10 protein-coding genes are annotated in these 13,545 nt (G+C 26.5%); 4 read left to right on the forward strand and 6 right to left on the reverse strand.

Annotation, left to right across the window (positions count from 1 at the left end; all coding sequences use genetic code 11):
* Position 1: 1 nt before the first annotated feature.
* From GFU93_RS05025 to GFU93_RS05045, 5 genes are read right to left on the reverse strand one after another with little or no spacing between them, the layout of a single operon-like run.
* Positions 2-1,153 (reverse strand): glycosyltransferase, encoded by a 1,152-nt coding sequence (locus GFU93_RS05025; protein ID WP_160567744.1) that lies wholly within the window; start codon positions 1,151-1,153, stop codon positions 2-4.
* Positions 1,150-2,172 (reverse strand): acyltransferase, encoded by a 1,023-nt coding sequence (locus GFU93_RS10205; protein ID WP_160567746.1) that lies wholly within the window; start codon positions 2,170-2,172, stop codon positions 1,150-1,152. The genes GFU93_RS05025 and GFU93_RS10205 overlap by 4 nt, the downstream gene beginning before the upstream one ends.
* A gap of 12 nt (positions 2,173-2,184) precedes the next feature.
* Positions 2,185-3,321 carry a glycosyltransferase gene (locus GFU93_RS05035; RefSeq protein WP_160567748.1) on the reverse strand — a complete coding sequence of 379 codons (1,137 nt, stop codon included), beginning with the start codon at positions 3,319-3,321 and terminating at the stop codon, positions 2,185-2,187.
* 13 nt (positions 3,322-3,334) lie between these two features.
* The gene (locus GFU93_RS05040) at positions 3,335-4,261 is read right to left on the reverse strand and encodes a glycosyltransferase family A protein (protein WP_160567750.1); all 927 of its coding nucleotides are present in this window, start codon (positions 4,259-4,261) and stop codon (positions 3,335-3,337) included.
* Positions 4,262-4,273: 12 nt separating this feature from the next.
* Complete coding sequence (locus tag GFU93_RS05045; protein WP_160567753.1) at positions 4,274-5,440, reverse strand: glycosyltransferase; 1,167 nt, start codon at positions 5,438-5,440, stop codon at positions 4,274-4,276.
* A gap of 257 nt (positions 5,441-5,697) precedes the next feature.
* On the opposite strand from GFU93_RS05045, the gene GFU93_RS05050 reads away from it, so the two are divergent.
* The 4 genes from GFU93_RS05050 (at position 5,698) to GFU93_RS05065 (ending at position 11,400) form a co-directional block, all read left to right on the forward strand.
* On the forward strand, positions 5,698-7,935 hold the full coding sequence (locus tag GFU93_RS05050) for a patatin-like phospholipase family protein (RefSeq protein WP_160567755.1): 2,238 nt from the start codon (positions 5,698-5,700) through the stop codon (positions 7,933-7,935).
* A 231-nt stretch (positions 7,936-8,166) separates the two neighbouring features.
* On the forward strand, positions 8,167-8,583 hold the full coding sequence (gene ybeY / locus GFU93_RS05055) for an rRNA maturation RNase YbeY (protein WP_105296471.1): 417 nt from the start codon (positions 8,167-8,169) through the stop codon (positions 8,581-8,583).
* A 46-nt stretch (positions 8,584-8,629) separates the two neighbouring features.
* Positions 8,630-10,498, forward strand: coding sequence for a tRNA uridine-5-carboxymethylaminomethyl(34) synthesis enzyme MnmG (gene mnmG, locus GFU93_RS05060; protein WP_160567757.1), 1,869 nt, complete (start codon positions 8,630-8,632; stop codon positions 10,496-10,498).
* A gap of 89 nt (positions 10,499-10,587) precedes the next feature.
* On the forward strand, positions 10,588-11,400 hold the full coding sequence (locus tag GFU93_RS05065; RefSeq protein WP_160567759.1) for a bifunctional 2-polyprenyl-6-hydroxyphenol methylase/3-demethylubiquinol 3-O-methyltransferase UbiG: 813 nt from the start codon (positions 10,588-10,590) through the stop codon (positions 11,398-11,400).
* Between the two features lie 336 nt (positions 11,401-11,736).
* Here GFU93_RS05065 and pgk read toward each other — a convergent pair whose 3' ends face one another.
* The gene (gene pgk / locus GFU93_RS05070) at positions 11,737-12,930 is read right to left on the reverse strand and encodes a phosphoglycerate kinase (RefSeq protein ID WP_160567761.1); all 1,194 of its coding nucleotides are present in this window, start codon (positions 12,928-12,930) and stop codon (positions 11,737-11,739) included.
* Positions 12,931-13,545 lie beyond the last annotated feature (615 nt).

The following is a 13,545-nucleotide window of genomic DNA, read 5'->3' on the forward strand; positions in this document are numbered from 1 at the left end:
TTTATAAATTGTCTAAAATAGTTGTTAATCGGGATACAGCATTCTCTAATGTAAAGGGTAATTCCTTGTCGTTCATTTCTTGTACATATTTTTGGGTGATTTCGGGTTGTGTTAAAAATTGTTTCATTCCGGTATAAATCCCTTCTTCAGAATTTTCAACGATTTTTCCTAATTTTCCTTCTTGCAATATTTCGCTGACTCCGGAAACATCCGTAGCTATTATCGGCTTTTTCAATGTTAATGCTTCAAATAAAACGGTTGGATATCCTTCATATCGTGAGGATAAAATAAAATAATCAGCATTTTTAAAAAATGGATAGGGATTTTCTTGATAACCCACCATTTTTACTGTATCATCCAAATTCAATGATTTAACTAGTGTATGTATATTTTTAAAATCATACCCGTCTCCTACTATATAAATTTTATGTTTATATCCTTCTTGTAAAAGCCTTTTATGCATTTTTATAAGTCGGTCAAAACCTTTCTGTGGAAAAACTGTACCTACAGCTACAAAAATTTTTTCATTCTTTTCTTTCGTAAAAGTAAAGTTAATATCTTCTTCTGATTTTTTTATAATTTCTTGAGAATCAATTGGATTATAAATTCTAATTAGTTTTTCTCTGTCCTCTCGGGTTGTGGCTAATTTTTCGAAACCGGATCTAATCTTTTCAGATATTACCCAAATTTTATCTGCTTTAAAAAAATTACTTAATTTTTTGGTTGTATATTCTGATATGCTGAACAAATCATTATGAACCCAAACTACCTTTTTTGAGGTTTTTATTGGACTTTTTAAAACTTCTTCCAACAGTCTGTGATTGGCAATAAGCTCTATATCATAATGTTGTTTTTTTAAAATAAATTTATAAAGTGCTATAGGAAATAATTTCAACAGTTCTTCATAGGATCTTCTAAAAGCTTTAACGGGTATTTCCCAAGGTTTGTTTGTTGTTATCATTTCTCCTTTATGTAGATGATATACTGAGACCCAAGAGGGAACGTCTTTTAAATATTTTCCTGATTTAAGATTTAATAACAGATCTATTTCATATTTATTTTCGGGTAAATTTTTTAAAAATGTTACTAAAACTTTTTCAGCTCCTCCATGACGTAAGGATCCTATTCTAATAAGTATTTTCTTTTTTTTCATCTTAACTTTAAAAAATTTTTTAATTCATTTGAAAGTTTTTTTTCAATTAGATGATAAAGTATATATGAAAATAATATTATGCTTAACATCATTAAAATGTAGAAAAAATAATTTAATAAATAAATTTTAAATATTCCCGGAAAAATATCAAAATGCTCCTTCAATAAATTTGGAATAAATGGATGAAATAAATATAAAGAATACGATATATTTCCTAAGAAATAAAGCGCATTTAGATTTATTTTTATTTGAGAAAAATCAAAATTAATTACGCTATATACGATGAATGTAAAAAAAAGCAATAATCCTATTTTATTATTTATTTTAACATAATTGAATAAAAATAAAATCAATATAAACATTGATACTGTAAACAATGTTAATGAAATTTGAGAATTATTTATTATAATTTTTTTTCTAAATAATCCTAATAAAACTCCTACTAAAAAGTAATTTAGCTGAAAGCTGGAAATCATATTCATATAACTATTTTGATATTTAAAATGTTGTAAACTTATAAATATCATAAAAAATATAAGCAAAACTATATATTTATAATGCCCAAATAATAAGCTTATTGCAAATATCAAGTAAAAAAACATTTCATAGTTTAAAGACCATCCTAAATATAAAATAGGGAATTCATTATACGGAATAAACATTATGGATTTTATAATTTTAATAAATACATTCCAGTTAAAAGAATCAATAAATATAATATACCAAACAATTGTTAATATAGTATACAAAGGAGCAATTCTAATTATTCTTTTCTTTATAAATAATTTTGAATACTTATATTGACTTTGTAAAAAATTATCTTTTGTGGTATATATCATTATAAATCCACTAATGATAAAAAATAATTCTACTCCATACAAACCTTTTGCAAATAAAAAATCTCCTAACTTACTACTATCATTTAAATTAATCCAATAACGTGTATGAAATCCACATACAAGCAATGATGCTAAACCTCTTAAACATTGAACATAGTATAATAATTTCTTATTTTCCATTTTTAACTTTAGTTAATTTTTATCTAAAAGAATTTTCCATGTTGAAATAATGTTTTCCTTTTTCCATTTTTTAGATTCTTCATAAGAAGATATATTTAATTTTTTTAACAACTCTTCATCAGTTATTAATAATTGAAGCTTATTTGTAAAATCTTCTTTATCATGATGCTTTATTAGAAAACCATTATTATTATTTACTATTGAAGCAGGACCAAATTCACAATCATAAGAAATCAAAATATTACTACAAAACATAGATTCAACCAGTACCAGACCAAAAGCCTCAGATTCTGATGCTAGTACTAAAATTTTACTTTTCATCATATAGTTACACACCTCTTCTTTTGTCTTATTTCCCAATATCTCTATATGTGAATGAGGATGATCTTTTACATAATTTTCTAAATAACTTTTTTCAGATCCTTCTCCGATTATTTTAAAATTCCACCCTTCTTTTTCTTTTAAATTAGAATATATTTCCACCAGTTGCCTTATATTTTTTTCAGGGTGTAGCCGTCCGACAAATAAAATGGTATTTTCTTTTTCTTCACAACATATAAATGGCATATTCTCAAAAGGATCACCTATGAGGTTATAAATTAAATAGCTGTTAGGATTTATCTTTTTATAATGTCCCTCGGATTCTTTATTTATATAAATAATTCCTTTTAAATTCTTGTAATATGGTCGCATAAGGGTATTCCAAAAAAAACCTCCCATCTTATAGTTTATGTGTTCCCACGCCCATGTTTTCTTATTTATTCCTTTCATGGTGGACAACATGCTTGAAAGGGTATATCTGCAAGAAACTATGGTATCATAATTCTGATGGTTTTTTTTTAACCATTTTTTTAATAGGCAATATACCCCGTATTGATAAATATAATTTTTAATGTTTTGTTTCTTTGGCAACCACGAAAAGTATTTGTTAATTAGAACCATTGCCTTAAATGATTTTGTATTTCCAAAAGAATTTAAAACCACTGACTTAATTTTAGGGTTTAAATCGTATAGAAATTCCTCATTTCCATCCAAACATAAAACCGTTATATCGAACTTAGTACATAGTTCATTCATTAAATTAGTTAAAACGGTTTGTACTCCTCCGGATTTACCTAGTGAATAGGTTATAAACAATAACTTTTTCATTTTTTTATTACAGCTATCTTTTATTTATAAAATAATATATATAGCTAAATGGCAATGTTAAAACACTCATAGTCTTAATTAAAGGATTAGTAATGTCTGTAATATTTGACGCTAAAGATTTTTTATTTAAAAAGGAATAAAATTGAAATCCGATTAAATTTCTAAGCATAGTTTTAGGATATGAAAATAACTGATAGCTATAATTGTTTAGCATGGCTTTATATCCCTCTCTTAATCCGAAAATATTTTTGCCCTTCCAACGGGTATTGGAAACCGATTCTGAATCGTTATCGTCTTTATGATAAGTACGAATTATCTTATTAATAAATTTTGTTTTTAACCCTTTTGCATCGTAAATGGTAAAGAAAACACTTTGAGGAATATAGCCTTTATTTTCATAAATTAAATAATCAAATTTATCCAATTCTCTTTGATAACTCTTTGTTATAAAAATACCATTTTTATCTCCCTTTACTTTGTACTTATACCGCATTTCTAAAATAGAACCTATAAATCCGTTTTCAGGGAAATAACTTCCTACTAAATTTCCTTCCGTATCTGCTGAATGTCCAATTACTCCAATATATTGATCTTGGTTTTCAATACTGCAAACTTCTTCATACAATATTTCAAATGAATTTTCAGGCCAACTATCATCTGAATCGATAATTACAAAATAAGGTGTTTTTACCTTCTTAATTCCTTCAAATACGGTAATAAATTTATGACGATTTTTTCCTTTATAGTATTCTATAGGAATACTATTTTCATCTATATATTTTTGCACCAACTGACTGGTCGAATCCGTAGAACCATCATCCATAATTATCCACATAAATTGTTTGAATGATTGTTTTTTTAGTGATTCATAGACTCTATCGAGCGTATGAGCCCTATTATAAGTGGGTGTTATTACTGTTATTACGGAATTTTTTTCCATTCATTGATTTTTTTACTTTGTTAACAGCTTTTCTATTTCTTTATATATAGGAACTGGTGAGAAAATTTCTTTACAATTTTTATTATTTTCGATAAAGAATTGCACTTTTTTTGGGTCATACAACAGGGTTTTCATTGCTTCATATAGGGCTTGTTCATTATTACTTGGAATGAATATACCGTTTTCTTGGTCTACCATCATTTCTCTAATTCCTCCAACATCGGTAGTTATAATCGGCTTTTCCAATATAAGGCTTTCCGCAATAACTAAAGGATACGCTTCTGAAAATGAAGGAAGGATAAAATAATCTGCTTCTTTAATCAACGGGTAGGGATTACTATATTCTCCCAAAAATATAAATGTTTCTTCTATACGATATTCTTTTACTTTTTTTAGTAATTCTTCTTTATATTCTCCCTCTCCAACGATATATATTTTATGATATAATCCATCATCAATTAGCTTTTTATGAGCTTCAATTAAAAGTTGATAGCCTTTACCCGGTTTTATTCTTCCAACTGATATAAATGATTGTATTGAATCATTTTTGTGTGAACTGATTTTTATAGTTGGTTTCAGCTTGGATTTAGCTATGATATCATCAACCTCTATTGGATTATAAATAATCTTAGCATTTGCAGCTATCTGATCATTAAAACTTTTTGCACTTTCCATAGTTTGTTGTGAAACATAAACCATGATATTAAATCTCAAAAATTTCGCTACAAATTTCTCTTTATTTCCATTTATGGTAATATTTTTTATATCACCATGCATCCAACCTATTTTTTTGGATTTTAGATTAGGACTGTTTAAAACATCATCGTAATTATAATGGAAAAAAGCTACTTCAACATCTTGATCATAGAGTTTTAGATTTTTATATAGTAATCGAGGAAATTTTGAATACAATTTTAATTTTGCAGCCCTAGTGATTAATTGAAATTTTTTTATAAAAGAATTTGAATTCATAAATTCTCTTCCTTTTCCTATATATTGAACTTTAATGGATTCCGGTATTTCTTTAATTAATTCTCCTTGATATAGATTCAACAATAAAGTAACATCAAAAATATTCTTATCTAAATGATTTAAAATATTTAGTAAGACTTTTTGAACACCTCCGGTTTCCATGGATCGGATTCTAAAAAGAATTTTAATTTTCTTTATTTCTTCCATTTATATAAGTAAAATATATATAGTTAAATCTATTTTTAATATTATTTAATTATTTGTTTTAATCACTATATCTCAATTAATAGTTATAAATTTTAAATTCATTATTTATGAATAGTACCATCTTTCCTTTTAAAATAGATTTTAAAAAATAAATGTAATACTAAGTATATTTTTAAGTAAATCTAAAAAAAACTTACCAATTCTTTCTATTTTATTATTACTTATATAAATTACATGTTTTTAATATATTTGCTATTATGAAATTTTGTAAAAAATACTTATTATTTTTTATTTTACTAATAGGAAATTTATTTTACGGTATAAATAGAGATTCAACTTTTATATCAATTCAGGATTCTTTAAATCGTAGACCCAAAGTAGGTTTAGTTCTTAGTGGCGGAGGTGCTAAAGGGTTCGCTCATGTGGAAGTTATCGAGGCTATTGAAAAAGCAGGAATTAAAATTGATTATATAAGCGGAACCAGTATGGGTGCCATAGTAGGTTCATTATATGCTGCAGGATATTCACCTAAAGAAATGAGAAATATCATTAAAAGCATTGATTTTAACGAACTTTTTTTACAGGACAGAAATCGAAATTTTATTCCTTTTTTTGATAAATCTTACAGAGAAAAATATATTTTAACATTACCTATTTCCAATTTTAAAGTAGTTTTTCCATCAGCTTTAAGTAAGGGACAAGGACCTTTAATGCTTTTAACTAATTTATTGTACAATGTTCATGATATTCATGATTATTCTAAACTACCGATACCTTTCTTATGCATAGCAACAAATTTAGAAACCGGTGACGAAGAGCAAATGGAAAAAGGTTTTCTTCCTCTCAGTGTTTTGGCCAGTGGTGCTTATCCTTCTCTTATAGAACCGGTTAAAATTGATGATAAAACTTTAATTGACGGTGGAATTGTTAATAATTTTCCTTCCCGAGCGTTACGAGATAAAGGCATGGATATCATAATTGGAGTTGATTTAGGTAATGGTTTACAAAAAGCGAATGAAATCAAATCAATATTAAATATTATTAGTCAAATTATTAGCTATCGTATTAATATTAAAACGGATTTCGAACGAAGTTATGTAGATTTACTAATTCGACCAGATGTAAAGAATTATGAGGTAACCGATTTTGATAAAAAGGATTCCATTTTGTATAAAGGAAAACTAGCCGGAGAAAAGGCGTTTCCTGAGCTATTAAAAATTGCAAAATTACAAGGTTTTGATACTATCAATAGACCGAGAATACAGGAACTACCTTCCGAAAGAAATTTATTTATTACTAAACTTTCCATTATTGGTAATTCTTCTAAAGATTCTGTTTATATAAAAAGAAAATTAGGTTTGAAATTACCTCAAAATACCTCTATTACTAAATTAGATAAAGGAATTTCTGCCTTATATTCTACGGGAAATTATAATCGGGTTTTTTATGAGCTTTCTTCCGAAAATTTTGATGAAAATCAACAAGTTAACTTATATCTGGATAAAAAAGATAATAATTCCATAAAATTTGGAATTCATTACGATGATGTATATAAAACTTCTCTTTTAGCTAATGTTACTTTAAACAAACTCATATTAAATAATTCCAATTTATCCATTGATGTAATTTTTGGAAATAATTTCAGAACTAATATAAATTATTATATTGATAATGGAATATTACCAAGTATTGGATCTAATACAACTTTTAATTCTTTTAATTTTAATTATTCCGATATAAAAAGAAGTGAATATTCATTTAATCGTATTCGATACTTTAATCAACAACTTTATCTACAGTCTACCTTAAATGAAAAATATGCCGTTGGTACCGGTATAGAATATAGTTATATGCGCATCTCACCCTTTTCCTACGATCGAATTAATGAAGTAGATCACAAAAATTTTAATAAGGACGAGAGTTTTTTTTATAATCCTTATTTTTATATAAAGGCCGATACGAGAGATAACTCCAACTTTCCTTTTAAAGGTTTTAAACTTGATGCCTCTGCTAAATATATATTTTATTCTAATGCTCCTAATTTTGAAAAATTTTCCACAATTAAAACTCAATTAAGTTATTCAGTCCCTTTCGGTAATCGATTGGCTTTAGAAAATCAACATTTTTTAGGAGTATCTTTTAATACGCCTTCTTTACAATACAAATATTTTAACGGTGGTTATTTTGAACAAGATTTCTTAAATTTCAGTAAATTTTTAGGATTACCATTTGCCTATAAATCCGGGGATCAACTATTCTCATTATATTCTTCTTTAAACTATAAAATCTTAAAAAATCATTATGTGAAAATTTATGCAGACATGGCTAATGTTGAAGATGAATTTAACGATATAAGATATTTTAAATACAAATATTTTAGTTATGGAGTGGGATATGGATATGACAGTCCTTTTGGACCTATTAACTTATTATACACATTTTCTACCAATCAAAACAAAGGTGTATTTAGTGTTGGTTTAGGATATTGGTTTTAACAAAATAGTTAACTACCATTTTTTTCAATCCTATTTATGTAAAATTACTTTATTTAAAAAATTTTTATTCATTATAAACATTTTCTCTTAATTTATACAGAAAGTATACTTGGTATTAAATGTAAAAGTTATTATAAAATTTAATAGTATTAGTAAATAGTATGAAGAATTTTATTATATTAAAATTTCAGAATTTAAATATTAATTTAGCTAAGTACAAATTAACAAAAAATGATAAATTATTTTTCAAATAATGATTTTATTTTAAAAAATAAATTAAAAAGAAAAAAGTGGTTAAAAGAAGTTATAGAACAAGAAGCCTGCCGTGTAGGAGATATAAATTATATTTTTTGCTCTGATGAACAATTATTAGAGATTAATATTCAATATTTAAATCATGATTATTACACGGATATAATTACGTTTGATTATAAAGAAAACCAATTAATTTCGGGTGATATATTCATTTCCACAGACAGAGTTAAAGAAAATGCAGTAATTAATAATGAAGATTTTGATCATGAATTAAACCGTGTTTTAGTTCATGGAGTTCTGCATATCATCGGGTACAAAGATAAATTGGAAAAGGATATTGAACTTATGAGAAAAAAGGAAAATACTTATATAGACTTATATAAAAATTATTAAAAATTAATTATAAAAAAATTTTGTTTCACGTGAAACATCTGTTAAAATGATATTAGAAAAATACGATGTTATTGTTGTAGGTGGTGGACATGCAGGTTCAGAAGCTGCCGCTGCTGCTGCCAATTTAGGTTCAAAAACACTACTAATTACCATGAATCTTCAGACTATTGGTCAAATGTCTTGCAATCCGGCTATGGGAGGTATTGCAAAAGGACAAATAGTTAGAGAAATCGATGCTTTGGGCGGATTATCAGGTATCGTTACTGATAAAACTATGATTCAATTTAAGATGCTTAATTTATCTAAGGGACCTGCCATGTGGAGTCCAAGAGCGCAATCCGATCGAATGAGATTTTCGGAAGAATGGCGATTACAATTAGAAAGCATTCCAAATCTTGATTTCTTTCAAGACATGGTTGTTGAGTTATTAACAGAAAATGATCAAATTATTGGTGTTAAAACCTATATGGGAGCTGTTATTTATTCAAAAGCTGTAATATTAACTAATGGAACTTTTCTAAATGGTTTAATCCATATTGGAAACAAACAGTTCGGCGGAGGTAGAATGGGTGAAAAAGCAGCATTTGGAATCACTGAAAATCTAGTTAAATTAGGATTTGAGGCCGGTAGAATGAAAACAGGAACACCTCCCAGGGTAGATGGTAGAAGCATAGATTTCTCAAAAATGGAAGAACAAAAAGGAGATACTAATCCACAAAAATTTTCCTATACTAATACACCTAAACTCGACAAACAAAGAAGTTGTTATATTACCTATACTAATGTAAAAGTTCATGAAGTTTTACGTGAAGGATTTGAAAGATCTCCTTTATTTAATGGAACAATTAAAAGTACAGGTCCAAGATATTGTCCTTCGATTGAAGACAAAATTAACAGATTTGCAGATAGAGAAAGACATCAAATATTTGCTGAACCGGAAGGCTGGCAAACTGTTGAATTTTACATCAACGGATTTAGTACATCTTTACCGGATGATATTCAAATTAAAGCTTTACAACTAATCCCCGGATTTGAAAAAGCTAAATTTTTCAGACCGGGTTACGCCATTGAATATGACTACTTACCTCCTACTCAATTAAAAAATACATTAGAAACAAAAAATATTAATCATTTATATTTTGCGGGACAAATTAATGGTACAACGGGTTATGAAGAGGCAGCAGCTCAAGGATTGATGGCCGGTATTAATGCATCACTTAAAATTCAAAATAAAGAGCCGTTTGTACTTAAGAGGAATGAAGCGTATATTGGGGTATTAATTGATGATCTTATTACCAAAGGAACCGAAGAACCTTATCGAATGTTTACCTCACGTGCAGAATATAGAATGAGTTTAAGACAGGATAATGCCGATGAACGATTAACGCCATTAAGTTATACACTTGGTTTAGCATCATCTGAAAGAATGCAAAATTTAGATAAGAAAATCAAGCAAACGAATAATTGTATAGAATTTATAAAATCAACATCCATAACCAAAGAAGAAACTAATCCAATTTTACTACAAAAAAATTCAACACCTATTTCTCAAACTTTAAAAGCTGATAGTATATTGGTTAGACCTAATATATACTTAAAAGACTTGGAAAACATATCCTCTATAAATGATTATATCAAATCAAATCATTTTTCGGATGAGGTACTTGAACAAGTAGAAATTAAAATTAAATATAAGGGATATATTGACAAAGAACTTGAAAATGTTGAAAAATTAAATAGATTAGAAAATATAAAAATTCCTTCAAATTTTGACTATTCAAAATTAAATAGTATTTCTACTGAAGCTAAACAAAAATTAATGAAATTCAAACCTGAGACTATAGGTCAAGCCAGTAGAATAAGTGGCGTATCTCCATCCGATATAAATGTTTTATTAATTTACATGGGTAGATAATATAAAGTTATAAATAAATGTTCCACGTGGAACATTTATTTATAATCCTAAATATTTTACTATATGATATTATATATATAAAATTGAAAATGAAAATTAAAGATCACTTCTTATCTAATGAAATTTTTGAAATTCAAAAATCTGAATATACCGATATTTTAAAAACTACCCAAATACCTGAGGATCTTTCAAAATATTATGAAAGTGAAAAATATTTATCCCATTCGAAAGATCAGTCTTTAAAATCAAAAATATATTTATTAATTCAAAAATTGAATGAAAAATATAAATTAAAGATTATTAATAAATACAAAACGTCCGGAACATTATTAGACTATGGTTGTGGAGATGGAACATTTTTAAAATTCATAAAAGATAAAAATTTTTCAATTCTAGGTTTTGAACCTAATATAAAAGCAGCAGAAACTGCTAAATCTAAAATTGGTGAAAATCATATAACTACTTCTTTAGATTCTGTTGAAAATAATTCTTTAGATATCATTACACTTTGGCATGTATTAGAACACATCCCTAATCCGGAAGAAATCCTGTCAAAATTAAGATTAAAATTAAAAAATGTTGGATATATAGTAATAGCAGTTCCAAATTACAAATCTTTTGATGCCAAATTTTATAGAGAATTTTGGGCTGCCTGGGATGTACCTCGACATATATTTCATTATTCTAAAAAAGGAGCTATCGATTTTTTTAATAATCATAAGTTTGAAGTAATTCATACTTATCCCCTACCCTTTGATAGTTTCTATATTTCTTTAATCAGTGAAAATTATATGAATAATCCTTTAGGAATTTTTAGATTTCCATTCATTGCTGCCTTATCAAACTTAAAAGGAATGAATGATGGTAATTATTCATCTGTTATTTATATTTTAAAAAAATAAAATTTTCACAAAATTTTTATTATTAAATTAACAAGTAAGTTAAGTTTAAAAGAGGATAATTTGTAATAGTAGATATTTAAAAGTTTAAATATTTATTAAATAAAACTATAAAAATAGAACTTTTTGATATAAATTACTAAATATTATATTTTATATTATCAAAAATATAAATTTATTTATACAAAAAATATAGTTTTTTTTAGACATTTTATGTATTAAAATTTTATTATAGCAATAATAAAATTAAAGTTACTTTGAATAGTTACTAGCATATAAAAAAAGAAGCTTGAAATATCAAGCTTCTTAATATGAATTGTATAATTCTAGATTTTAATACTAATCGTTTAAAATAGCTGCTACTCCGGGTAATTCTCTACCTTCTAATGATTCAAGCATAGCTCCTCCCCCGGTAGAAACGTAACTAACTTTGTCAGTATAATTATTTTGTTTAACAAATGCTACACTGTCACCTCCTCCAACTAAAGAGAAAGCTCCATTCTTAGTGGCTTCACCAATAGCATCTCCAATAGCTTTCGTACCAACGGCAAAATTTGGCATTTCAAATACTCCTAAAGGTCCGTTCCATAATATGGTTTTAGAAGCTAAAATAACATCAGAAAATGTTTTAATAGTTTTAGGTCCAACATCCAAACCTTCCCATCCATCAGGAATATCATTAGTATCGACTACTTTTCTATTTGCATCATTTGAAAAATCATCACCTATAACAGAATCTTCCGGAAGATATACCTTTACACCTTTTTCTTTTGCTTTTTTAAGTATATCTAGTGCTAATTCTTGTTTATCATCTTCACAAATAGAGTTTCCGATCTTACCTCCTTGAGCTTTAATAAAAGTATAGGTCATTCCTCCTCCGATTATTAAGTTATCAACAACCGGAAGGATGTTTTCTATAATAGTAATTTTAGAAGAAACTTTAGAACCTCCTAATATAGCCGTAACAGGTTTTTCGCCTGTTTTAAGGACTTTTTGAATAGCATCAAGCTCTTTGGCCATCAACAGACCAAAACATTTGTTAGAAGGGAAGAATTTAGCAATAATAGCAGTAGATGCATGAGCGCGATGTGCAGTTCCGAATGCATCATTTACATAAATATCACCTAACTTAGCTAATTCTTTAGCAAATCCTTCATCTCCTTTCTCCTCTTCATTGTGAAAACGTAAATTTTCTAACAATAAAACTTCACCGGGTTTTAATTCTGCTGCAGCTTTTTCGGCTTTAGGCCCTACACATTCATCAACGAACTTAACAGGAACACCTAAAACTTTTGATACCTCATCAACAATATGTTTTAAAGAATATTTATCTGTAACCTGACCTTTAGGTCTGCCTAAATGCGTCATTAATATTACAGAACCTCCATCTTTCAATATTTTATCTATAGTTGGCTTAGCAGAAACAATTCTTGTATTATCAGTAACCTTAAGATTTTCATCTTGAGGAACATTAAAATCAACTCTAATTAATGCTTTTTTTCCGTTGAAATTGAAATCATTAACTGTTTTCATAATTTTTACTTATTTTTCTTACAAATATACCTTCATAAAAACGAAAAGAGAAATTTTGAAACCTGAATTTTTTCCACAATTAATCATTATTTATATATCTTTTTTTAATTAATTAAATAAAATTTAAAGTAATAGTAATAATAGACCTGTTAATATGTTAATAACTTTGAAATAGTGAGTTATTAATATTTCTAAATATGATATTAACAAAATTTATTGAAAATAAATAAGTATAAATCAATAAACTAAATCACTTATCAACAATTTTTAGAAGTTATTAATAAAGTGACTGTTTAAAAAAGTAACTGTTATTAAACTTATCAAAAGGAAGGTAAAATTCATTTTTAAAAAGTTTTATAAATATTTGCAAAAATCTTAAATCTTTATAAATGGAAATTGTAACTCTTGAAGCAAAATTTTTTGTTTAAAAATGTTAACAATAATTTATTTAAATTGTTAATATTGTTTTAACTTATTGAAAATTTATGAGTTAATAAAAATAATTTTTAATAATAATTATATAATTTTATTGATTTACAGTCAATTATATAATTGAAGGAATTTTTGAAATAAATTAAGTTATTAACATATTTATTAATTAATTCATAATTAATT

This window comes from Apibacter sp. B3546 (genome assembly GCF_009827885.1).
GTDB lineage: Bacteria > Bacteroidota > Bacteroidia > Flavobacteriales > Weeksellaceae > Apibacter.

Excerpts from the sequence above, each read along its gene's own strand:
- mnmG (WP_160567757.1), top strand. The coding sequence starts at position 8,630 with ATGATATTAGAAAAATACGATGTTATTGTTGTAGGTGGTGGACATGCA.
- GFU93_RS05065 (WP_160567759.1), top strand. The coding sequence starts at position 10,588 with ATGAAAATTAAAGATCACTTCTTATCTAATGAAATTTTTGAAATTCAA.
- GFU93_RS05035 (WP_160567748.1), bottom strand. The coding sequence starts at position 3,321 with ATGAAAAAGTTATTGTTTATAACCTATTCACTAGGTAAATCCGGAGGA.
- pgk (WP_160567761.1), bottom strand. The coding sequence starts at position 12,930 with ATGAAAACAGTTAATGATTTCAATTTCAACGGAAAAAAAGCATTAATT.
- ybeY (WP_105296471.1), top strand. The coding sequence starts at position 8,167 with ATGATAAATTATTTTTCAAATAATGATTTTATTTTAAAAAATAAATTA.
- GFU93_RS10205 (WP_160567746.1), bottom strand. The coding sequence starts at position 2,172 with ATGGAAAATAAGAAATTATTATACTATGTTCAATGTTTAAGAGGTTTA.
- GFU93_RS05040 (WP_160567750.1), bottom strand. The coding sequence starts at position 4,261 with ATGGAAAAAAATTCCGTAATAACAGTAATAACACCCACTTATAATAGG.
- GFU93_RS05025 (WP_160567744.1), bottom strand. The coding sequence starts at position 1,153 with ATGAAAAAAAAGAAAATACTTATTAGAATAGGATCCTTACGTCATGGA.
- GFU93_RS05045 (WP_160567753.1), bottom strand. The coding sequence starts at position 5,440 with ATGGAAGAAATAAAGAAAATTAAAATTCTTTTTAGAATCCGATCCATG.
- GFU93_RS05050 (WP_160567755.1), top strand. The coding sequence starts at position 5,698 with ATGAAATTTTGTAAAAAATACTTATTATTTTTTATTTTACTAATAGGA.